At 64.9% G+C, this 24,694-nt stretch carries 22 protein-coding genes; 9 read left to right on the plus strand and 13 right to left on the minus strand.

Going from position 1 to position 24,694, the window contains the following annotated elements; all coding sequences use genetic code 11:
• Positions 1-92 precede the first annotated feature (92 nt).
• Genes ACX80T_RS06750 through ACX80T_RS06760 form a run of 3 tightly spaced genes read right to left on the minus strand, consistent with a single transcriptional unit; the run spans position 93 to position 5,610 of the window.
• Positions 93-1,952 (minus strand): ATP-dependent helicase, encoded by a 1,860-nt coding sequence (locus ACX80T_RS06750; RefSeq protein ID WP_459304045.1) that lies wholly within the window; start codon positions 1,950-1,952, stop codon positions 93-95.
• Entirely contained in the window at positions 1,949-5,185 is a 3,237-nt protein-coding gene (locus ACX80T_RS06755; RefSeq protein ID WP_459304046.1) for an ATP-dependent helicase, read from the minus strand. Before ACX80T_RS06755 ends, ACX80T_RS06750 begins: the two co-directional genes overlap by 4 nt.
• Positions 5,182-5,610: an MGMT family protein gene (locus tag ACX80T_RS06760; protein ID WP_165802613.1), complete on the minus strand. Its 429-nt coding sequence runs from the start codon at positions 5,608-5,610 to the stop codon at positions 5,182-5,184. Before ACX80T_RS06760 ends, ACX80T_RS06755 begins: the two co-directional genes overlap by 4 nt.
• A gap of 64 nt (positions 5,611-5,674) precedes the next feature.
• Here ACX80T_RS06760 and ACX80T_RS06765 point away from each other — a divergent pair, with 64 nt between their 5' ends.
• From ACX80T_RS06765 to ACX80T_RS06780, 4 genes are all read left to right on the plus strand, one after another.
• Positions 5,675-6,361, plus strand: a complete 687-nt coding sequence (locus ACX80T_RS06765; RefSeq protein ID WP_459304141.1) for an exonuclease domain-containing protein — start codon at positions 5,675-5,677, stop codon at positions 6,359-6,361.
• 213 nt (positions 6,362-6,574) lie between these two features.
• Positions 6,575-7,549 (plus strand): methionine ABC transporter ATP-binding protein, encoded by a 975-nt coding sequence (locus tag ACX80T_RS06770; RefSeq protein WP_459304047.1) that lies wholly within the window; start codon positions 6,575-6,577, stop codon positions 7,547-7,549.
• Positions 7,549-8,295, plus strand: coding sequence for a methionine ABC transporter permease (locus ACX80T_RS06775; RefSeq protein WP_459304048.1), 747 nt, complete (start codon positions 7,549-7,551; stop codon positions 8,293-8,295). Before ACX80T_RS06770 ends, ACX80T_RS06775 begins: the two co-directional genes overlap by 1 nt.
• Positions 8,296-8,366: 71 nt before the next feature.
• Positions 8,367-9,206 (plus strand): MetQ/NlpA family ABC transporter substrate-binding protein, encoded by an 840-nt coding sequence (locus ACX80T_RS06780; protein WP_019481675.1) that lies wholly within the window; start codon positions 8,367-8,369, stop codon positions 9,204-9,206.
• Positions 9,207-9,291: 85 nt separating this feature from the next.
• Here the strand turns inward: ACX80T_RS06780 and hemL are convergent, their stop codons facing one another.
• From hemL to hemE, 8 genes are all read right to left on the minus strand, one after another.
• On the minus strand, positions 9,292-10,617 hold the full coding sequence (hemL, locus tag ACX80T_RS06785) for a glutamate-1-semialdehyde 2,1-aminomutase (protein WP_459304049.1): 1,326 nt from the start codon (positions 10,615-10,617) through the stop codon (positions 9,292-9,294).
• Positions 10,618-10,620: 3 nt separating this feature from the next.
• Positions 10,621-11,598: a porphobilinogen synthase gene (gene hemB / locus ACX80T_RS06790; RefSeq protein ID WP_019481673.1), complete on the minus strand. Its 978-nt coding sequence runs from the start codon at positions 11,596-11,598 to the stop codon at positions 10,621-10,623.
• A complete protein-coding gene (locus ACX80T_RS06795; RefSeq protein WP_459304050.1) occupies positions 11,595-12,575 on the minus strand; it encodes a uroporphyrinogen-III synthase in 981 nt (326 codons plus the stop codon). Before ACX80T_RS06795 ends, hemB begins: the two co-directional genes overlap by 4 nt.
• On the minus strand, positions 12,572-13,525 hold the full coding sequence (gene hemC / locus ACX80T_RS06800) for a hydroxymethylbilane synthase (RefSeq protein ID WP_459304052.1): 954 nt from the start codon (positions 13,523-13,525) through the stop codon (positions 12,572-12,574). The genes ACX80T_RS06795 and hemC overlap by 4 nt, the downstream gene beginning before the upstream one ends.
• Positions 13,522-14,736, minus strand: coding sequence for a ferrochelatase (locus ACX80T_RS06805; RefSeq protein WP_459304053.1), 1,215 nt, complete (start codon positions 14,734-14,736; stop codon positions 13,522-13,524). Before ACX80T_RS06805 ends, hemC begins: the two co-directional genes overlap by 4 nt.
• Positions 14,733-15,449, minus strand: coding sequence for a hydrogen peroxide-dependent heme synthase (gene hemQ / locus ACX80T_RS06810; protein WP_019481669.1), 717 nt, complete (start codon positions 15,447-15,449; stop codon positions 14,733-14,735). Before hemQ ends, ACX80T_RS06805 begins: the two co-directional genes overlap by 4 nt.
• Before the next feature lie 72 nt (positions 15,450-15,521).
• Positions 15,522-16,988, minus strand: a complete 1,467-nt coding sequence (hemG, locus tag ACX80T_RS06815) for a protoporphyrinogen oxidase (RefSeq protein ID WP_459304054.1) — start codon at positions 16,986-16,988, stop codon at positions 15,522-15,524.
• Positions 16,989-16,990: 2 nt separating this feature from the next.
• Complete coding sequence (gene hemE, locus ACX80T_RS06820; RefSeq protein WP_026040926.1) at positions 16,991-18,052, minus strand: uroporphyrinogen decarboxylase; 1,062 nt, start codon at positions 18,050-18,052, stop codon at positions 16,991-16,993.
• 202 nt (positions 18,053-18,254) lie between these two features.
• Between hemE and ACX80T_RS06825 the strand changes: the two genes are divergently transcribed.
• Entirely contained in the window at positions 18,255-19,577 is a 1,323-nt protein-coding gene (locus tag ACX80T_RS06825; protein ID WP_019481666.1) for a glutamyl-tRNA reductase, read from the plus strand.
• Positions 19,578-19,713: 136 nt separating this feature from the next.
• Here ACX80T_RS06825 and moeB read toward each other — a convergent pair whose 3' ends face one another.
• A complete protein-coding gene (gene moeB, locus ACX80T_RS06830; RefSeq protein WP_459304055.1) occupies positions 19,714-20,886 on the minus strand; it encodes a molybdopterin-synthase adenylyltransferase MoeB in 1,173 nt (390 codons plus the stop codon).
• Positions 20,887-21,023: 137 nt separating this feature from the next.
• Between moeB and ACX80T_RS06835 the strand changes: the two genes are divergently transcribed.
• Genes ACX80T_RS06835 through ACX80T_RS06850 form a run of 4 tightly spaced genes read left to right on the plus strand, consistent with a single transcriptional unit; the run spans position 21,024 to position 23,780 of the window.
• Positions 21,024-21,644: a TetR/AcrR family transcriptional regulator gene (locus tag ACX80T_RS06835; protein ID WP_237715215.1), complete on the plus strand. Its 621-nt coding sequence runs from the start codon at positions 21,024-21,026 to the stop codon at positions 21,642-21,644.
• Between the two features lie 60 nt (positions 21,645-21,704).
• Positions 21,705-21,929, plus strand: coding sequence for a DUF3107 domain-containing protein (locus ACX80T_RS06840; protein WP_019481663.1), 225 nt, complete (start codon positions 21,705-21,707; stop codon positions 21,927-21,929).
• 29 nt (positions 21,930-21,958) lie between these two features.
• Positions 21,959-22,261, plus strand: coding sequence for a hypothetical protein (locus tag ACX80T_RS06845; protein WP_019481662.1), 303 nt, complete (start codon positions 21,959-21,961; stop codon positions 22,259-22,261).
• A gap of 55 nt (positions 22,262-22,316) precedes the next feature.
• Positions 22,317-23,780, plus strand: coding sequence for a protein adenylyltransferase SelO (locus ACX80T_RS06850; RefSeq protein ID WP_459304056.1), 1,464 nt, complete (start codon positions 22,317-22,319; stop codon positions 23,778-23,780).
• Between the two features lie 155 nt (positions 23,781-23,935).
• Here the strand turns inward: ACX80T_RS06850 and ACX80T_RS06855 are convergent, their stop codons facing one another.
• Complete coding sequence (locus tag ACX80T_RS06855) at positions 23,936-24,667, minus strand: ferritin-like fold-containing protein (RefSeq protein WP_459304057.1); 732 nt, start codon at positions 24,665-24,667, stop codon at positions 23,936-23,938.
• Positions 24,668-24,694: the final 27 nt, after the last annotated feature.

The following is a 24,694-nucleotide window of genomic DNA, read 5'->3' on the forward strand; positions in this document are numbered from 1 at the left end:
CAGGTGTTCTCCGGCGCGATCATCCCTGCCCTGACTAACTGAGCGGCACACCGGCGCTGGTGGGCCACCGAACGCTGCAAGAACCACGCCACTTATCGCTGCGATCCACATCCTTCACCGCTCAGCTCGCGTCCGCTGTTTGAGACCCAATCTGCCGGTGGGAGATGGTCAACTGCCTCGACCAGACTGCCCAGTTCGACGGTGTCGGGCAGCACCGTGTCGGCCTCCTGCCCGGCTCCGGCTCCGACGTCGTCGGCCGGTTCGGTGGCGGGCGTGGACCAGAGCCTACGTCGGGCCAGTTGCCTGGACCAGTCACCCAGGGCCATGATGTCTGCCGCGCCGATCCGCCAGCGGGCGCTCGAAAGCAATCGCAGCAGGGAATCGGATCGATCCGGGTCGCCGAGCACCCGCAGCACTGCGAGCAGTTCAACGATTTCGGGTGTGCGGAGCAAGCCCCCAAGTCCCACAATCTGCACCGGAATGCCACGCTTCGCCAGCTCCTGACGGATGGGTTCAAACTGCCGCCGCCCACGGCATAGGACTGCGACGGTCGGTTTGAGCGCCCGGCCCTCGGCACCGACCTCAAAACCTCGCCGTCGATGGTGCTCCACCTGGTCCGCCAGGGCAGCGGCCTCACCCGTAACCGTTTCGCCGTCCAGCTGTACCGATGCTTCGCACAGGTACCTACCCAGATACACCTCCCCCACTCCTGCCCGGGGTTTCGGTTCCAGCGGAGGGACGAACAGGGTAGAGCTGCGCAGCCAGCTGGGTTGACGATTGAGTTCGGAGGCAACAGCGTTGGCTGCCGCGAGAATACTGGTGCCGTTGCGCCAGGCGACCGAAAGGTTGGCGACCGATGAAGGGCGTAACCCGTCGTCGGCGGTGAGGGGGAACGTGGTGCGGAACGTTCCCAGTTGACCGGCCGAAGCTCCGCGGAAACCATAGATCGACTGGTGGGGGTCCCCCACAGCGGTCACCGCCCGGCCGTCGCCGAAGAGCTTTGAGAACAACACCATCTGTGCAAACGAGGTGTCCTGGAATTCGTCCAGCAGGACTACCCGGAATTTCTGGCGCTCCATTTCCACCGCCTCGGGGATGTCGCTGACAATCCTTGCTGCGAGAGCAACCAGATCACCGAAGTCCAGCTGCCGACGGGTGTGTTTGGCATCTGAATAGTGTTCGACCAGTTCGGTGACGGTCACCCGGGTTCGCAGTTTGTCCAGCAGCCTGGCAACAGCCTGTGCCGGGCGGCGCGTTGTGCCCGTCGCGTATTCCAGCTCACCGACGGCCGAGATGTGTTCCCTCAGCACCGCCCTCACTTCGGCCGGTGTCACCAGATGTTCAGCGCATTCCCCGGCCATGGTGAGGACCGCCTTGACCAGGGTGGACTTCGCGGCACTGAAATGCTCCCATTCCCCCTCATACGCTTCCACCACGGAACTGGCCAGTTGCCAGGCCTGTGCAGCACCGAGCAGCACCGAGTCCCGCTCCACCCCGATGCGCAATCCATAGTCCTGGACAATCGAGTTGGCGTACGAGTGATAGGTCGACACGCTCGGGTCTAGCCGGTCCTCGTCGGTGCCTTCATATCCGGCCGCGTCCAACGCTGGGTACAGTGCCGACAATTGCTGCCGGATCCGGGTGGACAACTCTCCGGCTGCCTTTTTGGTGAAAGTTACACCCAGGATCTGCTCCGGCCGGACCAGTGCGTTGGCTACCAACCAAACCACCCGGTCAGCCATGGTCTTGGTCTTACCTGATCCGGCGCCCGCAATGACGAGCAGCGGCTCGAGCGGCGCTTCAATAATGGTGACCTGATCTGGTGTGGGGTACTGCACTGGTGAAGTGGGATCACGGTGCAGTAGTTCAGCGAGTTCTCTGGCAGAAAACCGCTGGGCCACCCGATTGGCGGGCACTCCACCAGTTGCGACCGGGGCTGCTGCGCTGCTCATTCGGTCACCTGCCGTCCCTCTTGGCACAGCGGACAGATTTCGGGCAGTCGACAACCTGACCCACCGTGGCCTGATCGCTTCGGATCATGCACCGTATCGAACTGAGCTGACGACATAAGACGTGCTGCTTCCTCGATCATTTCCCGGGCCCACCCATCGTCGGCCGCCAGGGCGGGTTGCTGCTGGACTCCCGCTTCCTTGCGGGTGGTTCCCAGCTGGACCAGGGCGGCCCCACCCGATCCTGCGACCTGCCCAGCAGAGAGTGCCCCCTCATTCACGGCGACCTGGTAGGAGGCCAACTGCGGGTGCCGGTCCAGATCCGCCAGCGAGGGCGAGGACTTGCCGGTTTTCAGGTCGACTATGACCAGCCTGCCCTCAGCATCGATTTCCAGCCGGTCGATCTGCCCCCTCAATCTCGCGACGCGCGGGGCATCCCCGATTGCCACCTCCAGGTCCACTTCGAAATCGACCTCAGTGCCGACCAGTGACCGACCTGCCTGCCGCATCGCAATCACGTAGCCAGCGAGCTTCCGCACCATCTGTTCGGCACGCTGAAAATCGATCCTCCCCTCCCAGTTCTCCTTCATCCCGAGGGAAGGCCAACGGCGCTGCAACTCCTCAACGTATTGACTACCGGTGGCATCCGGGAAGTCCTGGGCAATGCTGTGCACCAGCGTTCCCAGAGACCGCGCGAAGTCCATCGTCGGCTCACCGCCGACCGCCGATACAAACCAGTTCAACGGTGATTTCAGGACAGCATCAACCTTGGAAGGAGACACCGGGATGGGCTGGTCGCCGGGCACCACCGGTGCGCTGGAGGAGAGCTCCTGGAGGCCCCACCACTCACGGGGGTGGGCTCCCGGCACCGTAGGAGAATGGTTGACCATAGCGCCCAGATGGTGGGTCGCTTCCCGAGAGAGTTCAGGGTATGCGGTCGCTTGCTGAGCATACTTCCTCAGCTCAGCCACGAGCGCGCGCAGCGTCAGCGGGCGTTGCACCTCGGTCCGGGACCGCTCCAATTGACCGGGGGGCAACGGATCCACCAGGTCCAGGAACGGTGAGGGCTGTGCCTCATCGGATGCCACGGCACAGCAAATCAATTCTTCGGTGGCCCGGGATACGGCGACCGAGAAGCTGCGAAGCTCGTCGAAGCGGATCTCCTGCATCAGGATCAACGGGTCGCGGTGCCGGCGAAAATCCGCTCCGTAATCCATCAGCGCGGTGAGTTCGCCTGAACCGAGCAATTCCCCTCTGAGCCGCAGATTGGGCCAGGTCCCCTCCTGGATACCTGCCACGATCACCACCGGCCATTCCCGACCGGAAGCGCTGGCGGGGGTGAGCAGCGCCACGGATTCCTGGTTCTGGGCGCGCGGCGCCAACGTGTCCATTGGCAGTTCCTGGCTGGTCAGGTACTCGAGGAACCGGGCCGGCGCCGCCCCGGGCACCTGGTCGACGAACCGTTCGGCCGTCTGGAACAGGGCCACTACTGCGTCGAGGTCGCGGTCAGCGCGGGCAGCGGACGCTCCCTCGGCAACCGCTGAGTCGGCCCATTGAGTTGACCACCCTGAGGCCTCCCACAGCGCCCACAACACCGTCTCGGGGTTGGCTCCCTCCGCCTCAAGAGCTGACGTTCCGGCTGAGATCATCCGCGCGACCCTTCGTGCCGCTTTACCGCCCTGCATCCCTGGGCCAATCAGCGAGGGGTCGGTGAGTGCCTCAACCAGCAACTCGTCGCTGGTCCTCCCCCGGCCGGCCGCCACTTCCGTCTGGCGAAGGCTCTGCCGCAACCGGCGGAGCTCAAGTGTCCCCGCGCCGCCTACCCGTGATGATAGTAAGGACACGGCTAACGCCGCATCCAGGGTCACCTGGCCCAGGACGACCCCAAAAATGTCCAGTAACGGCTTCACCGCTGGTTCGTCACGAATGGCCCGCTCCGCTGCCGGAACGTTGACCGCAATCCCCTGTCCGGTCAGATAACGCTGAAACTCGGCCAGTTGGGCCCCGGTCCTCACGATCACTGCAATGTCGCCGAGACTCCGTCCCGCGAAGAGTTGTGCCTCAAGGATCCGTTGCGCCACATACCGCAGCTCATGGAATGAGGAATCCACCAGATGCGCGGAGACCGACCCCACCTCATTGAGAATTGTTGGGCCCTGCGGTGCAGGCTCCAGCGTTCTGTACGCGCCCGCACCGCCGACGATCGAAATGCGCGAGGCCACGTTTTGCCATGCCTCCGCCAACGGCCCGGTCAGCCGGTGGGAGGTCCTGAGCGCAACCGTCAGCAGCTTGGTGTTCCCCGTGAGGTCCTGTGCCAGTCTGCCGGTCAGCTCAGGCCGGGCGCCCCTGAAGCCGTGAACGACGGTGTCCGGGCACGACGCCACGAGGACGTCGCTGTCCCTGCCCAGCAGGGTGAACAGGGCATGGACAGCCGCGTTCGACTCCTGGTAGTCGTCTACGAGAATGAGCTGCAGCCGGGATCGCTCCTGTGCCAGCAGATCCGCGTCGACCTCCAGCAGGTTCCGGGCCGCGGTAAGCACGCCCGCCGGATCGAATGCCTCGGGCATCCGCAGATCCAGGACGTCGCGGTACTCCTGGTACAGCTGGGCGCCCGCTGTCCAGTCTGGACGGTTGAAACGACGCCCCAGGTCAGCCAGTTCATCCGGATGCATTCCGTACTCGCTGACCCGGTCGAAAAGCTCCCGCACCTCTTGCCTGAACCCTCTGGTGGAAAGGGCGAGGGTCAAACCCTCCGGCCACCCCAGCGGTGTCGCCCCGGGCCGGTTGTGACCGTCCAGGAGCTCCTTGATGATTAGGTCCTGTTCCGCGCCGGAGAGGAGACGGGGGCTGCGAATCAGCTCGGGGATCCGTCCCTCAATTCGCGCCCTGCGGATCAGGTCAAAGGCATAAGACGCCCAGGTCCGTGCTGGTGCTGCGCTTAGGCTGCGGTTCAGGCGGGAGGTCAACGCGTCACGAAGCCGTGCTGCGCTCAGGCGGGACGGCGCCAGCATCAGGACTGAGGCCGGATCCAGCCCGTCCTGATCGATCCGCCGCACCGCCGCTTCGACCAGCACGGTTGACTTGCCGGTCCCTGGGCCGCCCAACACCAGCACCGGTCCGCTACCGGCGCCAAGAGCAACGATTTCTGCCTGTTCAGGGCTAAGGACCGGCGCCGTGGCTGACGGTTGCCCGGCCCGCGCATCTCCTGCTGTTACCAATCGTGGTCTGGCGTTCATGGTTTCAGCCAATCATGCGGGTCTGACGTTTTAGGGATCGGCTCCGAACCCCCGGCCAGTGCGGAACGGGTCACCTCGATTGCGCCCCGTTCGGTTTCGGTTGGGTTCCATCGGGCCGCAGCCATCTCGATCGTGTACCCCGGCTCCGACCGGGCCTGGGATCGGGTATCCCCGCTGGTTCGCAGCGGGGTCCCCTCAGCCACATAACGGGGTAAAGCCTCTGCGCTGTGGCCGAGCGGAGGAAGGCCGCTGGCGCGGACCACCCGCCACCACGGCGTACCGTCGCCGCACCGGGACATTGCGGCACCGACCTGCCGGGGGCCAGCGCACTCCAGCAGCTCGGAGATGTCGCCATAGGAAAGGACGGAACCGCCAGGAATCATTCCTGCTATCTCGTACACCGCCTCGGCGAATTCATCATTCATGAATTCCAGCCTAACCGGACCCACCTCACCCGAAATGTCGGTGCCGGAGGATAGCGTCAAAGGCATGGATAGCTGGCATCACCACCCACGAGCGGCCTTTGACCTCGAGACCACTGGACGCGACCCGCTGGCGGCCCGGATTGTCACCGCGTCGATAGTGCTGGTGGACGCGGATGGCTCAGCGCTTGAGCAACATGAGTGGTTGGCCGACCCCGGTGTTGAGATCCCCCTGGAGGCTGCAGCAATCCATGGGGTCAGCACCGAGCGGGCCCGTGCCGAGGGCCAACCGGTGGCCCGGGTAGTGCAGGAAATCGCCGCAGTCCTGAATCGTCTGTTCACAGCGGGAATTCCCGTCCTGGCTTTCAACGCACGCTACGACTTCACTGTGCTGGCCAGTGAAGGTGCCCGGCATGCGGTACCCGTACCCCATCCGTTCCCGGTCCTCGACCCGTACATCATGGACAAGCAGGCTGATCGTTTCCGCCGTGGAAAACGGACCCTGACAGCTATGTCTGAACACTATGGGGTGGCGTTTGAAAACGCCCACACGTCGGCCGCGGATGTGCTGGCAACCTTGCAGGTCGCGGCGGTCCTTGCCGAACGCTTCCCGCATCTGCAACGTCCTGCAGGAGTACTTCATGCATCGCAGGTGGTGTGGGCGGCCCGGCAGGCCGCGAGCTTCCAGGAATACCTCCGCCGCGACGATCCGGCGGCAGTCGTTGAAGGGCGCTGGCCCGCGATCGCCTCCTAGGGACATCACGGGAACGCCGCCGCGAGTCCACTTTTCCGAAGATTCTTCGATCTGGAGGCGGGGATGCCCCAGACGGCGCCCGATGAGTGATTCAGGGCACTAAAGTTCAGTCACTTCTTTCATGCGTGTGATGATGGCTTGGGCGTCGATCGATTCGCCCTCCGGCCGTGATACACCCGATCATCCGGCCGTCGCCAGCAACCATGAGGGCCCATGATCACAGTTTCCGACCTGCGTAAGACCTACCAGCAGGGCAGCCGCACCATTACCGCCCTTGACGGGGTGAGCCTGACCGTGCCCCGCGGGTCGATCCACGGCATCATCGGTCATTCCGGTGCGGGAAAGTCGACCCTCGTGCGGTGCCTGACCCTGCTGGACCGCCCCAGCTCCGGGTCGGTCACCATTGACGGTCGTGAACTGACCGCTGTCAAGGATTCAGAGATCCGCACTGCGCGCCGTCGAATTGGAATGGTCTTCCAGCACGCCAACCTGATGGATTCCCGCACGGCTGCCCAGAATGTGGCGCACCCCCTGGAACTGGTGAAGACCCCCAAGGCAGATATCTCTTCCACGGTGGCACGTCTCCTGGATCTGGTGGGATTGGCTGGCTTCGCCGATGCCTACCCGTCGCAGTTATCCGGTGGCCAGAAGCAGCGGGTGGGTATTGCCCGGGCGCTCGCCTCCGATCCCGACGTGCTGCTCTGCGACGAGCCCACCTCGGCACTCGATCCAACCACCACTGACGACATCCTGGATCTGATCCATAACCTCACTGACACGCTGGGCTTGACGGTGCTGATCATCACCCATGAGATGAACGTCGTGAAGCGCATCTGCGATTCGGTATCGCTGCTGGAGGATGGCCGGGTGGTGGAACATGGCAGGCTGCAGGACGTGGCGGCCCAGCTCGACGGAAAGCTGTCACGGGCGCTGCTGCCGCTACCAGCCCATCGGCCAGGAAGAATGCCAGCGCTCGAACTGCTCCTAGCGGGGGATGTCGCGTCAGCGCCGGTCCTGTCCGATCTGGGCCGACGGTTCGATCTGAGCATCAATGTTCTGGCTGGCAGCGTCGAAAATCTCGCCGACAGCCGCTTCGGCCGGCTACGAATCGAAGTGAGTGAGCTGGCGCCAGTCGAAGAAATGCTGCAGTACCTGCAGTCCCAGGGCGTCGCGGCAAAGGTGGCATGATGGATTTTTTTGATCAGCTCTTCACTAACCCAGGCATCACCCGTGCCCTGCCCGAAGAATTCGCAGCAACGATGCAGATGATCGGCATCTCGGGCTTCTTCACCCTTCTGGTGGGGTTGCCGTTGGGCGTGTTTCTTTCCGCCAGCGCCCCCGACGGGTTGCGGCCGATGCCCCTGACCAACAAGGTGATCAGCGGCGTCGTCGTCAATATCACCCGTTCCATTCCGTTCGCCATCCTGATGGTGTCACTGATCCCGCTCGCCCGGCTCCTGACCGGCACCTCGATCGGACCGGTTGCGGCATCGGTATCACTAAGCATCGGCGCCATCCCGTTCTTCGCCCGACTGGTCGAAACCTCCCTCCGCGACGTCAGTTCAGGCAAGATCGACGCTGCTCTCGTGATGGGTTCCACCCGAATGCAGGTGGTGACCAAGGTGCTCCTCCGTGAGGCGCTCCCGGGTCTGATTGCCGCGCTCACGACGACGCTGGTCACCCTGGTCGGCTACTCGGCGATGGCCGGCATCATCGGCGGCGGTGGTCTCGGCCGACTCGCCTACAACTACGGCCTCCAACGGTTCGACACCACCGTCATGGTGGTGGTAATCATCATCATCGTCCTCATCGTGCAGGCCATTCAGCTCGCCGGGGACTGGGCTGCGCGCCGGGTGGATCACCGCTCGGCAGCGACGGCCGGGAGCGGTAAACGGCTGCGTCGCAAGGCTGCGGTCCAGGTGGTCGGCAGCTGACGCCGTCGCCGTTCCCAACACTCACTGCCTGCACCTACTTTTGTACGCCCCTTGAAAGGAAACCTGTTCTATTGCGTAAGTTACTCACCCTCGCTGCTACCGGCGTCGCTGCTACCCTCATGCTGAGCGCCTGTGGCGGTTCAGCCGACACCGAGGTCGTCTCCTCACTGGATCCCGCCAACCCGCAAACCATCACCGTTGGGGCGAGCCCGCAGCCCCACGCCCGGATCCTTGAGTTCGTCGACGAGAATCTCGCCGAGGAAGCGGGACTCGACCTCGAGATCACCGAGTTCGACGATTACACCACCCCGAATATCGCGCTCAGCGACGGTGACCTGGACGCCAACTACTTCCAGCACCTGCCGTATTTCAACAGCCAGGTTGAAGGCCAGGGGTACGACTTCGCCCACGGCGAGGGCGTCCACATCGAGCCGTATGCTGCCTTCTCCGAGCAGCATGAGGACGTCTCGGACATCCCCGAGGGCGGACGCATCGCCATCACCAACGACCCCTCCAATCAGGCCCGCGCACTGACGCTGTTGCAGGATGCCGGGATTCTTGAGGGCATTGCCGAGGACGCCTCAGTACTTGCGCTCTCCGACGAGCAGAACCCGATGGGCCTGGAGTTCATCGAGAACCAGCCCGAACTGCTGCTCAACGATCTCCAGGACCCCAGCGTTGACCTGGCCATCATCAATGGCAACTACATTCTCGACGCGGGTCTCAGCACCGCTGATGCCCTCGTCGTTGAATCGCTTGATGGCAATCCCTACGCCAATTTCCTGGCCTGGAACACCGCTTCAGACGGTGATGCACGGATCGCGAAGCTCGAGGAGCTGTTGCACTCCCCCGAGGTCAAGGCCTACATCGAGGAACAGTGGCCCAGCGGAGACGTCGCTCCCGCGTCCTAGCCCACACCAGGGAACCCCGCATAGAAACGGCTTTCGTTTCCGTGCGGGGTTCCCTTGTTTGTGCCTGGGTGTCAGTCGACAGGCGTCAGCCGACGGGCGTCGCTCCTGCTGCGGCAGCCGCAGCAGCAGGCAACGCGTCGTAGATCCGGTTCATGGCTGCGTCGTCGTGCGCGGAGGACAGGAACCACGCCTCAAAGACGGACGGCGGCAGATAGACACCCGACTCCAGCATTGAATGGAAGAACGGGGCGTAGCGGTAGGAGTCCTGGGCCAGCGCCTCGGCGTAGTTGTGGACGCCGCCCGCCGACGTCCCGAAGGCCACGCTGAACAGGTTCCCTGCCCGCTGGATGGAATGGTCGACGCCGGCGCGATCCAGTTCGGTGGAGAGCGCGGCTGACAGTGCCAGGGAGTTCGAGTCGATCTGCTGGTAGACATCAGCGGTTGCATGGCTCAACTGGGCAACCCCGGCGGCCATTGCCAGCGGGTTCCCGGACAGGGTGCCCGCCTGGTACACGGGTCCCAGGGGAGCCAGGTAATTCATGACGTCCTCGCGACCGCCCAGGGCTGCTGCGGGGAGCCCGCCCCCGATCACCTTCCCGAAGGTCAGCAGGTCGGGGGTCCATGCTTCCTCGGCGCCGGCGGCGCCTCCGGTGAGGCCCCAATATCCACCCGGCCCCACCCTGAAGCCCGTGAGAACCTCGTCGACAATGAGCAGCGCGCCGTGGGCGGCGGTGATCCGGGACAGGCCCGCATTGAAGCCCGGCCCCGGTGTCACTACTCCCATATTGGCTGGCGCGGCCTCGGTGATGACAGCGGCGATTGAATCCCCGTGGTCGGCGAAAGCTGCTTCGACGGCTGCCAGGTCGTTGTAGGGCAGCACCAGGGTTTCCGCTGCGGTCGCGGCGGTGACCCCGGCCGAGCCGGGGAGCGCGAGGGTCGCCACACCGGACCCGGCTGCTGCCAGGAGGGAATCCAGATGACCGTGGTAGCAGCCAGCAAACTTCACGATCAGGTTGCGGCCGGTGAACCCGCGGGCCAGGCGGACCGCCGTCATGGTCGCCTCGGTACCCGTGGACACCATCCGCAGCCGTTCCACCGCTGGCACCCGATCCTTCACCAGTTGCGCCAGGTCAGCCTCGGCCGGGGTTGACGCGCCAAAGGACAGGCCGTTGTCCGCCGCACGGTGCACCGCGTCCAGCACCGCCGGGTGGCCGTGTCCGAGCAGAGCCGGACCCCAGGAACACACCAGGTCGACATACTCGCGACCGTCGGCGTCGGTGACGTGGGGGCCTTTGGCCGAGACCAGGAAGCGGGGGGTGCCACCGACCGATCCGAAAGCCCGGACCGGAGAGTTGACCCCGCCAGGCATGAGGGCTTGCGCCCGTGTGAACAATTCTTCTGAAACGGTCATGGTTTACTCCTTTAGCCAGCCGGCGAGTTCGGCGGCCCAGTAGGTCAGGATAATGTTCGCCCCGGCGCGTTTGATGCCGAGAACTGATTCTTCGATGGCCCGACGACGGTCGATCCAGCCATTCGCAGCGGCGGCCTCGATCATGGCGTACTCCCCCGAGATCTGGTAGGCGCCCACCGGTACAGGAGACAGCGCCGCAACATCAGCGAGGATGTCGAGGTAGCTCATTGCCGGTTTGACCATCACCATGTCTGCGCCTTCCTCGAGGTCCAGTTCGACCTCCAGGAGTGCTTCGCGGCGGTTTGCTGCGTCCATTTGGTAGGTTCGCCGGTCGCCCTTGAGCTGCGAATCGACTGCCTCACGGAACGGGCCGTAAAAGGCTGACGCGTATTTGGCGGCGTAGGCCAGAACGGCAGTTTCCTGATGCCCTGCCTCCTCAAGCGCCTGACGGATGACTGCCACTTGACCGTCCATCATGCCTGACGGACCGAGAACGTGCGCCCCGGCGTTGGCCTGGGCGACAGCCATTTCGGCATACACCGCGAGCGTCGCATCGTTGTCGACCGTTCCGTCGGACGCGAGCACGCCACAGTGCCCATGGTCGGTGAATTCGTCGAGGCAGACATCGCTCATGACCACCAGGTCGTCTCCCACCTCAGCCCGAACGTCAGCGATCGCCCGGTTCAGGACGCCGTCCGGGTCAAGCCCTGCGCTGCCCGTCGCATCGCGCTGGGCGGGGATACCAAAGAGCATGATCCCGCCGACACCCAACTGGACCGCCTCCGCGGCTGCACGCTTCAGCGACTCGGTGCTGTGCTGGACCACTCCGGGCATCGAGGAAATGGGGTGCGGGCTGGTGAGCCCCTCGCGGATGAACGCTGGCAGCACCAGTTCGGCGGGGCTCAGTCGGTGCTCGGCGGTCAGGCGCCTCAGCGCCGGAGTGGTCCGCAGCCGGCGTGGTCGGTGTTGGGGGAAACTCATGGGTGCTCCTCTTCTCTTGCAGTCAGCTTTTCACGTTCGGGGTGGTCCTGCATCGCGGCTGCGATCGCATCGGCGATCCCCGCGGGCGTCGGGTCGGCTGCTACCGCGGCGATGGGGATACCGCACCGTTGCGCTTCAGCAGCAGTGCTGGCACCGATCATGACGGCGGCGAGTCCGGCCGGAAAGCCTTCGGCGGGTGAGTGAGTGGTCCGTTCGCTCAACCTGCGGACGGTGCTGGGGGAAGTGAACACCACGGCATCGATAGCGCCAGCTGCGACAGCTGTCCAGAAACCGGCTGGGTCCAGTTCGGGCAGCTCGGGGCACCTATCCGGGGCTTCCGGTCCGCTGGCTCCAGTTCCATCGTGTTTAGCGGGTCCGTCAGGTCCTACACTGGCGGTGATCCGACGCGACGGGTCCGCCGGGTAGGACACGGTACGGTACGCGGTGATTTGCACCAGGTCCCAGCCCTGACCGCTGAGTAGGCGCTCAAGGGTGTCGGCTGCAATGTCGGCTTGCGGGAGGAGGATGCGACCCTCGGGTGCCAGCCCGCTGAAGGCGGCGGCCAGTCCGACGGCCGAACTCTCATGACCGGTCCGATCAGGCACCAGGTCAGCCCTCAGACCTTCGGCGAACAGCGCCCCGGCGGTCGCCTCCCCCACCGCCGCGATGAGTGTGCCGGACGGGACCGCTGAGCCAAGCGCAAGTCCACGGCGAGCCAACTGGTGTTTCAGCGCCCGAACCGTGGTGCTGCTGGTCGCCACGAGCCAGCTAAACGCTCCGCCGGCCAGGTCATCCAGGGCAGCCTCGAGCAATGCTGAGTCTTCGGGAGTCTCGAAGTCAATCAGGGGCAGCAGTTGCACTGCGGCCCCGCGCGAGTGCAGCTCCCCCACCGTCCGGACGGCGTGCTCAGCACCTCGCAGCAACACCACGCGGACACCCTCCAGCGGGTGATTACCGGAAGTTGGGGCTGGGGTCATTGGGCGGTGAGCGGAGCAATGCTCGCGGCACCAGCGGCCAGCAGATCCTCGGCAAGTCCCACGCCCAGCGCATCCGCGCCATCGACTGAGAGGTCCCCGCCGGAACGAGCCAGCCGGAGCAGTTGGGTTCCGTCAAGGCTGCACACCACAGCCTGCAGTGTAAGGACTTCGCCGGTCACCGTGGCGAGGGCCCCGATGGGGGCACTGCACCCTGCTTCGAGACGGCGCAGGACCGCCCGCTCGGCGGTGACTGCAAGCCGGGTGGTGGTGTGGTCGTAGTCCTTGAGGGCTGCAGCGAAGGGTGAGTCGAGGGCGTCACCGGTCCGGCATTCGACTGCCAGTGCACCCTGTCCGGGTGCAGGCAGCATCACTGCCGGGTCGATGAGCTCGGTAATGACGCTTTCGCGCCCCAACCGGAACAACCCGGCGGCAGCGAGCACCACCGCGTCGAGGTCACCCGGGCCCGACTCGCTCAGCCCGGCAACCCTGGCAAGGCGGGTGTCAACGTTGCCCCTGATGTCGATGACCTCCAGTCCGGGCCGTGCAGCACGTAGCTGGGCGGCCCGGCGCGGGGAACCCGTGCCCACCGTTGCACCGTCGGGGAGGGTGGCCAAGGTAAGCCCATCCCTGGCGCAAAGCGCATCACGGGTGTCCGCCCGTTCGGGAATGGCTGCGACGTTCAACCCCTCGGCGGGGACCGTCGGAAGGTCCTTGAGCGAGTGCACGGCAAGGTCGCAGCGGTCATCCAGAAGGGCATCGCGCAGCGCCGCAACAAACACGCCGGTTCCCCCGATCTGGGTGAGTGAACCCTTATGCACGTCACCCTCGGTGCGGATCCGGACCAGCTCGTGGACTGCGCCGCTGAGCGAGCTGATCCGCTCGGCAACCGTGGTGGTCTGGGTGAGCGCCAACGCACTGGCGCGGGTGCCCACCCGCAGGGGCCCGGTCACGAGGCGGGTGCCGTCCCCGGTAGTCCGACAGTCGAGTCCGCCGCGGCGACAGTGGGCTTGGGGCCCCTGCGGTTGGCGCAGCAGTTGGGCCGGCAGACATCGAACCAGGGTCCCAGGTTCGTGGCGGACGGCCGGTCGGCGATGTTGTTCTCCACCGTGCGTTCGCAGACCAGGTCGATCAGGCCCGCGACGAACTTGTCGTGGGTTCCCGGGGTGGGGACCCGCTCGGCGAGGACGCCCAGATCGGCGCAGGTCTCAAGGGCCTCGGTGTCGAGGTCCCATTTCACTTCCATGTGGTCGCTGACAAATCCGAGCGGAACGATGACGACGCCCTTGGTGCCCGCCGCGGCGAGATCCTTGATCGCATCGTTGATGTCGGGCTCCAGCCAGGGCACATGCGGGGCACCCGACCGTGATTGGTAGACAAGTGACCAGTCGACGCCGGCGGATTCCGGCACCCGGTCGAGCACAGCCTGGGCTGTGGCCAGGTGCTGGGCGACGTAGGCACCCTCGGCGTAGGCGGGCCCGCCGTCGGCCTCACCGTTGACCCGCGGCCCTGCGGCCTCGGCGTCGCCGGTGGGGATCGAGTGGGTGGCGAACAGGATATGGATTGGGGCGTCGGTTTCACCGCTGTCGGTCAGCTTCTGGCGCAGCGCTGAAAGACCGTTGGTCACACCCTCGACGAACGGCTCGACGAAACCGGGGTGGTCGAAGTATTGCCTGACCTTGTCTACCTCAAGCTTGCCTTCGAGGCCGGTCTCAACCAGGGCCATCCCCAGGTCTTCCCGGTACTGGCGGCAACTCGAGTAACAGGAGTAGGCGCTCGTGGTGACGGTGAGCACGCGGCGGTGTCCGGCGTCGTACGCCTCCTGCAGGGTGTCCGCGATGAACGGCGCCCAGTTGCGGTTGCCCCAGAACACCGGTAGATCGATGCCCCGGTTGGCCAGTTCGGCTTCCATTGCCGCCTTCAGCGCACGGTTCTGGGCGTTGATGGGGCTGATGCCGCCGTTGGCGCGGTAGTGGTGGGAGACCTCTTCGAGGCGTTCGTCGGGGATGCCGCGGCCACGGGTGACGTTCCGGAGGAAGGGAATGACATCTTCCTGACCCTCGGGTCCGCCGAAGGAGGCGAGCACAATGGCGTCGTAGTTTTTGGGCGCCATCCGCCCGTTGTCGTCCACGCCGTCGAGCGGGTGAAAGGCCTGAGCGGTCATCGGAGCACCTCTGCAATCCCGGCGGTATCGATCCGCCGTCCGGTGTAAAAGGGAATTTCGTCGCGCACGTGCCGCCTGGCCTCGGTTTCGCGGAGGTGGCGCATCAGGTCGACCAGGTCGACCAGGTCGGGTGCCTCAAGGGCGAGGATCCACTCCCAGTCGCCGAGGGCGAAGGAGGAGACGGTGTTGGAGAGGACCTGAGGGTAGTCACGGCCCTTCAAGCCGTGGTCGTACAGCATCTCGCGGCGCTCTTCCGACGGGAGGATGTACCAGTCATAGGAGCGGACAAACGGGTAGACACAGACCCATTCGGCCGGTGCCACGCCGCGTGAGAACGCCGGGGAGTGGCTCTTCGAGAATTCAGCGGCCCGGTGAACGCCCATGGCGGACCAGACAATCTCGGCCGTTGCGAATTCGGTGGTCCGACGGATCTTCCGGACGGCGGCCTGCAGTGCTTCGGGCTGGGAGCCATGCAACCAGACCATCACATCGGCGTCTTCGCGCATTCCGGAGACGTCGTAGAAGCCGCGCAGCGTCACCCCGTCGGCGTCGAGGGACTCGATGACCTGCTCAAGGGAGCCGGTGGCGGAGCCCTGTGTCACAGCGCTGCGTTTGAACACCGTCCACAGGGTGAAGAACAGCTCAGCCGCGGCGTCGTCGGCGGTGGCTGTTGAAGGATTTTGCGTGTGCTCCGTGCGGGTTTGCTCACTCATGGTACTAGTCTGCCCCTCAGTGAGGAGCAAACCGAAATCTGAGGTTCTACTGCGCGTAGAAAGTCGCGAAGATCACAGCCCAGTTGGGTCGCTGGCCTGCGGGGCCAACCGATCAGCGAGGGCTTTGGCTCTCACCCTGGCGTCGTCAATGACAGCGACCAGACCTGTCCCAGCGAGCCACGCACCAGTGATTTCAAGGTGGCGTTCCGAGGCCGCGGCGGCACGAACCCGTGCCACCAGGTCACGGTGACCTACCGAAGCGTGGGGCAGGGCACCGTTCCAGCGGACCACTTTCCATCCCACCACGTCAGCTTCATCAATGGTGGTCTCGAGGAGCGCTGAGGCGTCGGCGAGCGCTGCCCCGTAGAGCGCGGTGTCGTCGGCCAGTTCATCGCCGAGCTGACCTGCCCGCCCGTAGGAAAGCCTGAGCACGTGGCTGCCCGGGCCCGCCTGATCCGCGAGCCAGGACCATTTCGCGGTGGCGTGGGTGAGCGCTTTGGCGCTGACGCCCTCAGCCCCGGCTGCTACCAGCACCCCGGTCCCCCGCGGGTGGGCATCGAGTTCCGGAACGTCGACGACGAGGGTCACCAAAGCCACCCCCGGAACCGCCTGGGGTCGGTCCTCCCGCAGCCTTGGCAGTGCATCACCGAGAAGGTCGACGGCGCCTGGCCCGTCCACCGCCATCACCAGCGCCTCGGCTGCAATGGGGCCGCTGGCGGTGGTTACCGTCCAGCCCGTTCCCGACCGGGCGATTGAGAGCACCTCACTGTCCGGCCTGAGATCGGCTCCGCCAGCACGAAGTTCGTCGGTCAACGCAGCGGTGAGTTGGGCCATGCCCCCGCTCAGGCCCCCGACGGCCGAGCCGGCGGGCGCTGCAGCGCGCATGGCGCCCACTGCCGCACCGAGCGATCCGTGGTGCTTCATCATTTTGCGAAGTCCGGGCGCCACGGAATCAACGTCAAGGTCATCGGGATCAGCCGAGAACACTCCGCCGACAACCGGCGCGACCAGGCGGGTGAGGACGTCGATGCCCATCCGGGCGCGCACCACCTCGCCCAGGCTGATTCCCTCGTCTTTGTACAGGCTGCCCAGCGGGAGCACCTTGTCCAGTGATGCCCGCAACGCCCCAGCCCTGCCGATGGCCCGCACGATCTCGGGGTCGAGTACATCCGCGGGAATACCGAGGATGCCGCTACGAGGCAGGGGCATGGCACTGTGCTGGGGGTCTTTGCCGGGGAACCTGATCCACGCTCCCGCCGGGTTAGGGATGACGAGGCGGTCGGCCAGGCCAAGCTGACGTGCCAGGGCGGGCACAGTGTCCGAACGGGTGGAATACGATTCAGCTCCGCTGTCAAGCCTTAAGCCCGCCACCTCGTGGTCGGCCACGCAGCCACCGAAGGCTGATGACCGTTCGAGGACCGTCACGGTCAGACCGCGGGCCAACAGCTCGCGGGCCACGATCAATCCGGCCATCCCGCCCCCAACAACAACGACGGGTTTACCCGGCGTTACGCGTGGGGCACTGCTACGGTGCGGCATGGTTACGGTTCCACCGAGTGGATGAGTTGAACAATCCTTGTCAGGACCGCCGGGTCGGTTTCAGGTGGCACGCCGTGGCCGAGGTTGACGACATGGCCGGGGGCGGCCGAACCCGCCTTCAGCACGTCGAGCACGTGGGCCTCGAGGACCTCCCACGGAGCTGAGAGCAGCGCCGGGTCAATGTTGCCCTGCAGGGGAACTGCGCCACCGAGCCGACGATTGGCTTCGTCGAGGGGCAGCCGGTAGTCAACTCCGACCACATCGACACCAACATCATGCATTGCCACCAGGAGTTCCGAAGTACCGGTTCCGAAGTGAATCAGAGGCGCTCCGAGGCCTCGCACAAAGTCCAACGCCCGTCCGGACGCCGGGGCGACGTGCGCCTGATAATCGGCCAGGCCCAGTGAGCCTGCCCACGAGTCGAAAAGCTGGGCGGCACTCGCTCCGGCCTCCAGCTGGGCCTTCAGGAACTTCCCCGAAGCGTCGGCAGCCCAGCGTGTCAGCGCACCCCAGGTTTCCGGATCGGCATGCATCATGGTCCGTGGGCCGAGGTGATCCCGGGACGGTTTGCCCTCGACCATGTAGGCGGCGAGGGTGAAGGGGGCGCCAGCGAACCCGATGAGCGGGGTGCTTCCGAGCTCAGCGACGGTCAGGGCGACTGCCTGCCGGATAGGTTCGAGCGCTTCATCGGTCAGTTCCGGGAGCGCTGCAACATCCGCGGCGGTGCGGACTGGTGTGCCGAGCACCGGCCCGACCCCTGGCACAATATCGACGTCTACGCCGGCCAACTTGAGCGGGATGACGATATCGGAGAAGAAAATGGCGGCGTCGACGTCGTGCCTGCGAACCGGCTGGAGGGTAATTTCAGAGGCCATCGCCGGGTCGAGGCATGAATCGAGCATCGCCGTCCCCTGCCGCAGTGCCCGATATTCGGGCAGGGACCGACCGGCCTGGCGCATGAACCACACCGGACGCCTGCTGGGACGCTCACCGCGGTAGGCCGAGATCAGCGGCGAGGAGGAAGTCCGGCCATCTACCAGGGGGTGTGTTGCACTTAGAGTCATATCTCGATTGTGCCAAGTTCGGGCGGTTTCGGTTAACCCACCGGACACCAGCGGGGCTTGCCCCTCTCCGGGGGCCGGGCAAAAGCGCTGGCCGGGTGGCGAACCTCACCCCGCCGAGGATCGCCGGAACGGTCGAAAGGACGCCGAACTTAGGCATACCTATTCATGCCTTGGAAGCACGTTTCGCTATGCTGAGTGAGCTGTGGTTTTACTATCTCTGGTTGCAACCCATTCCGATGTGGACTTGGAAACCGTCGCCCGACTAAGTGTCGGCGCCGACCAAGTCGCATCCGCCGTGCTCGCTGACGGGCCCGCCGTCTCAGGGGCGGTCACCCTGGCCACCTGCAACCGCCTCGAAATTTACTGTGATGCCGCCTCCGCAGACGACGTCGAGGCCGCACGCTCTGCAGTCATCACCCGCATCAGCGGACTGTCCGGGTTGCCGGAAAGCTGGGTATCCTCGGCGTTCACCACACGCACCGGTGAAGACGTGGCCCGCCACCTGTTTGCCGTCGGAGCAGGCCTTGACTCGGCTGTGGTTGGCGAACGCGAGATCGCCGGGCAGGTCCGCCGGGCCCTGATCGAATCTCAGGCCAACGGCACCACCAGTGGCCCTCTTGTCCGGCTGTTTCAGGAAGCCTCTCGCACCGCCAAAGACGTCGGGGCGCAGACGGCTCTGGGCAGCCAGGGCCGGTCAATCGTTTCAGTGGCGTTGGAGCTTGCCGCCGATCTGTCGCTGACCCGCGAATTCACCGACAAGTCAGTGGTGGTGTTTGGGACCGGCGCGTACGCCGGTGCAACGATGGCCCTGCTGAAGGAAAAGGGCTGCACTGACATCTCAGTGTTTTCCTCCTCCGGGCGCTCCGAGGCTTTCGTATCCACCCGCGGTGGCGTAGCCCTCACCGCCGATGACCTTCCGGCAGCACTGGCTACCGCCGATATTGTGGTGGGTTGCAGCGGCAGCGACAACCGGGTGGAGGCCGCCGACGTCGAGCGTGTTCGCGCCAGCGTCGACAAGCAGCTCATCGTCGTCGACCTGGCCCTCAGCCACGACTTCGACCCGGCGGTGGGCTCCCTAGACGACGTCGAACTGATTACCCTCGAGTCGGTCCGGCTCGCAGCGCCGAGCGAGCAGGCGGCAGCGCTCAGCCAGGCAAGCTCCCTCGTGGCCGAAGCAGCCCGCTCTTTCCAGGACCGGCAGAACTCACGGGCCATGGACACCGCTATCGTTGCCTTGCGGAAGCACACCCAGCAGGTACTCGAATCTGAGATGCAGAAAGTCAGGGCGCAACACGGCTGCACGGCCGCCGCCGAGGAAGTGGAGTTCGCGCTCCGCAGGATGGTCCGCCAACTGCTCCACGTTCCAACCGTGCGCGCCCGGGAACTGGCAGCCGAAGGACGACAGCAGGATTATGCGGCCGCTCTTGAAGCCCTCTACGGTATTGACCTTGAGGCGCCTGCCGACCAGTCGGCTGAGGCCAGCTGCCCGGTGCGGCAGGATCCGCCAGCGACGGGCACTGCGTAACGCTCGCAGTTTCGTTCCGGGCGATCGAGTCGCTGCATCCCCGACCGCCCTGGACCGCCTCTGCCGCTCATCCCGGGGCAAATCCACCACAGCTGCACAAGTGTTCGACGACGGCGCCTGACTTCTGGCTGGGGGCCTAGTAGACCGGCTTGTCGGGCTCAATCCGCTTGACCCATTCGAGGATGCCGCCGTCAACGTTGTAGACCCGGGAGTGTCCTGCCGTGCGAAGGTGCTGCACGATGTCAGCCGACCGGCTGCCCGCCTTGCAATGCACATACACGTCCCTGTCACGGCTGACCGCCCGCTCCCCGGACAGGATTGAGTTCCTGGGCATCAGGGTGGCCCCGTCGATGCTGACGATCTCGTACTCACCCGGTTCCCTGACATCGATGAGGTCGAAGTCCCTGCTTCCACTCCCGCGTTCGCGCAGCAACTTGTCCAGTTCGACCACGCTGACTGAGGGCACACCGGGTGCCTTCCCGGCCGGCAGACCGCAGAACGCCTGATAGTCGATCAGCTCGGTTACTGGGGCCGCGTCTGGATCCCGGCGGACCCGGACCTCGCGCCAGGTCATTTCCAGGGCGTCGAAGATCAATACCCGACCCAAAAGGGAAACCCCCGTGCCGGTGATGAGCTTGATCGCTTCGTTGACCATCACCGAACCGATCTGCGCGCAGAGGACGCCGAGAACTCCACCCTCGGCGCAGGACGGCACCGAGCCGGGCGGCGGGGCATCCGGGTAAAGATCACGGTAGCTCGGACCGTGCTGAGCCCAGAACACACTCACCTGGCCGTCGAACCGCAGAATCGACCCCCACACATAGGGCTTGCCGAGGATTTCCGCGGCGTCGCTGACCAGGTAGCGGGTCGCAAAATTGTCAGTTCCGTCCAGGATCAGATCGTATTCTGCGAAAATCTGCAACGCGTTGCTGTTGTCCAGGCGCACCACATGCTGTTGGACGGTCACCAGCGGGTTCAGCTCCGCGATGCTCTCCGCAGCCGACTGTGCTTTCGGCTGCCCAACGTTCGACACCCCGTGAATGATCTGCCGCTGCAGGTTCGAAACGTCGACGACGTCGTCGTCGACAATCCCGATAGTGCCCACGCCCGCTGCCGCCAGATACAGCAACGCCGGGGAGCCCAGCCCGCCGGCCCCGATCACCAGCACCCGGGCGTTCTTCAACCGCTGCTGGGCGGTCAGACCAAAACCGGGAATGATCAGGTGGCGGGAATACCGTTCGGTCTCCTCACGCGATAGATCTGCATGCGGGGCAACCAGGGGGTCAAGCCCTGCTACAGGTGAGCTCATGCATCAAATGTATGCCCGTTGAACTATCGGAGGCCAGCCGTGCCATCCCGAGGTTACCCGCGGGTAAACTGGTGGCTACTCCCCCGGGCCATCGCCCCAGAGTGAACCCGTCCCAACGATCAAAGGCCAAACCAAGCGTGAGCGCAGAAGCACCGACCGGCGGCAAAGCCACACGCCTCCCGCGAGACGAGCGGAGGCGTCAGTTGTTGAACGCTGCCCACGAAGTGTTTGTTGCCAACGGGTACCACGGTGCCGCGATGGACGAGATCGCCGAGGTGGCCAAGGTCAGCAAACCGGTGTTGTACCAGCACTTCCCGGGCAAACGAGAGCTGTATCTGGCACTGCTGGAGAATCATTTGGCTGAGCTGACCGCACTGCTTGTCGAGGCGCTACAGTCCACCAGCGATAACAAGCTGCGGGTCCACGCAACCATGCGCGCCTATTTCCAGTTCATCGCCCAGGACAGTCAGGCCCACCGGCTGGTGTTTGAATCTGACTTGTTCAACGACCCCGACGTCAGTGGTCGGCTCGAGGAGTTCAACGCCCGGTTCGCTGATGCCATCGCCGGGGTTATTGCTGAAGATACCCACCTGTCCCATCTGGAAGCCACCCTTCTGGGACACGGCCTTGCTGGTATGGCGCAGGTCAGTGCACGGTACTGGCTGGAGACCGACGGCACCATGGACATCGATGCTGCCAGTGAGCTGATTTACCGTTTAGCTTGGCGCGGAATCAGTCGCTTCCCCAAGGAAATCTAGAGTAAGTTCCAGTGAGGGCACTTACCCACCCAGTTACCGCAACATCAGGAGGAAACCGCCATGGAAATCAAAATTGGTATCCAGAACGTCAATCGGGAAATCGTTCTCGAATCCGAGCAGACAGCCGACGAGGTTGCTGACATTGTCGCGAAGGCCATGAACGGCGGGGCTGAACTGCGGCTGGCCGACAGCAAGGGCCGCCACGTGATCGTCCCCTCGAACGTTCTCGGCTATGTTGAAATCGGTGCCGAAGAGTCGCGCCGGGTAGGTTTCGGGGCACTCTAAACGGGTCTTGGGGGCGGGCGGGGGCGACCATGCTGACACTGATCGCCGTCGCTGCCGCGACCCTGGTGATCGGCTTCGCCGTGCGGATCACCGACCGACGACATCAGCGGTACAACCCCCTGGTCCTTCCCGGGATTGCCCTGGTCTCGGGGCTACTGGGATGGATCGTCGTGCAGTTCACGGGGCTGGGGTATGACCCGACCCTCTTCTGGCTCAGTTGGGCCCTCCCCATTCTCGCGTCGACACTGCTCACCATCGCCATTGCCTGGTGGCTGGGACGACACCGTGAAACGGAAGAAGCGGAGGCGTTCAGGAGAGTGGCTGATGACTAGCGTGGAAAACTTATTCGGGCTACACCCCGCCCGGTGCCCGCTGTACGCTCGTTAGATGAGTGTCGCACCGCAGCTAGCCGTTACCCTCGACGACCGTTTCGCTCGGGAACTGAGCGAAATGGCTGTTCCCTGGCAGGCCGACGAAGCGCCTGATCCCCGGTTACTGGTCCTTAACGTCCCACTCGCAGCCCAGCTGGGGCTCGATTCGGAGTCGCTGCGGACCGCCGAGGGTTCGCGGCTTTTGACCGGCACTTTGCTGCCGCCGGGTGCCACCCCGGTGGCCCAGGCCTATTCCGGCCACCAGTTCGGCGGATTCTCCCCTCGCCTCGGTGATGGCCGGGCACTTCTCCTCGGCGAAATCACCGATCCTGCGGGCGGGATACACGATCTCCATCTGAAAGGTTCCGGGCGCACACCGTTTGCCCGTGGGGGCGACGGGTTGGCGGCCGTAGGACCGATGCTCCGCGAGTACCTCATCAGCGAGTCCATGCATGCCTTGGGTATCCCCACTACCCGGGCTCTCGCCGTCGTAGCCACCGGACGGCAGGTACGCCGCGAGACTCTCCTGCCAGGTGCCGTTCTCGCCCGGGTGGCTGGCAGCCACCTGCGGGTGGGTAGCTTCCAGTTTGCCCAGGCGACCGGCGACGTCGGCCTGATCCGCCGCCTAGCCGATCACGCGCTAGCCCGCCACTATCCCGAAGCCGCTCAATCCGAGCACCCCTACCTCGCCCTGTTCGAGGCGGTAATGGCTGCGCAGGCGGCCCTGGTGGCTCGGTGGATGCTGGTCGGGTTTGTTCACGGCGTCATGAACACCGATAACATGACCATCTCGGGCGAGACCATCGACTATGGGCCCTGCGCCTTTATGGATGAATTCAACCCAGCGGCGGTGTACAGCTCAATCGACGAGAGCGGGCGGTATGCGTACGCCAACCAGCCGGTAGTGGCCGAATGGAACCTAGCCCGGCTTGCTGAAGCCCTCCTGCCCCTCCTCCACGAGGATCAGGAGAAGGCAGTCGCAATGGCCACCGACGCGCTCGGCGGGTTCCGTCGCCAGTATGGCGACGCGTGGGCGACCGGGATGAAAGCCAAACTCGGCCTGGCCGGCAACCCTGATGATTCGGTGCTCCTGCCCCTGATCGATGAGCTACTCGCACTGCTTCAGGCTGATCGGGTCGATTACACCTCCTTCTTCAGGAGCCTCGGCGCTGCCGCCCGGGGCGACGCCGATCTGACGCGGACCCACTTTGCCGATACTGAAGGGGTCGACGCCTGGCTCCACCGCTGGCGTGCCCTTGGGCCAGACGCCGTCGCAATGGGCCAGTTCAACCCCGTCTACATCCCGCGCAATCATCTGGTGGAGGAAGCCCTGGCAGCTGCGACGGGTGGGGATCTGGTGCCGTTTGAACGACTGCTGGAAGCCGTAACCTCGCCCTACGACGAGCGGCCCGGGCTGGAACGTTATGCTGCTGCCGCACCCGACGATTTCGGCGCGTACCGGACTTTCTGCGGGACCTAAATTCGTTCGCCTTCGCCTGCCTGACGCCGAAGAATGTCAGCGGCATGTCGACCGGCGCAATGCGCCGTGGCGCAGGCCTGAGGCAAATGGGCAGGCGCACGCTCAGCAGGGCGCCGACGGGGGAAACAAAACCGCCGCAGGCCGATTGAAGCTAACTAAGCGGTCAGGCCGAGCAGGCTCATGCGGCGGGAGTGGTTGCGGGTGAGCTGGGAAAACAACAGCAGCGTCTCCTTCTCCTGGTCTTCTTCGGCTCCTGCGAACAGCAGCGCGCCGAGGAATGCTCGCTCAATTCCGATGCGCTGTGCCTGGGTGAGAGCCTCCCCGACCAGTCGCCTGCCCCACAGCGCCAGCCGGGAAGCCAACCGCGGGTCGTCGGCAAGTGCCTCCTGCAGCCGTTCCTGCAGCAGCGGCCCCTGCTCATCGGCAGACTGGATCCGTCCGATCAGCTCTCGGGTCGATGCATCCAGCCGTCCGGCGAGCGCCGTATAGAAGTCGTCGGAGATCGCGTCGATCACGTACGCCTTCATCAGCGACTCGTACCAGTCGGCTGGCCGGGTTCGCTCGTGAAAAGAATCGATTGACGGTTGGAAGGGGGACATCGCGGTCTCGACGTCCACCCCCAACACAGCCAGATGGTTGCTGACCATTTCGAAGTGCTCAAACTCTTTGACAGCCAACCGGCCAAGGGTGGCCCGGTCATGGAGGGTGGGAGAGAAACGCGCGTCTGAGGACAGCCGCTCAAATCCTGAGAGTTCGCCGTAAGCCATCACCCCGAACAGGTCAACGATGAACCGTGCGTAGCGGGGGTCCGCAGGGAGCCGGGGCTGCGTTCCGGCGGTGTGCTCGTCGGAGGCCTGCTGGGGAGGGGAGGACGGCAGTGAACTCATGGGGTTAAGGGTACCGGTGCCCGAACG

It is taken from the genome of Arthrobacter sp. Sr33 (genome assembly GCF_054511195.1).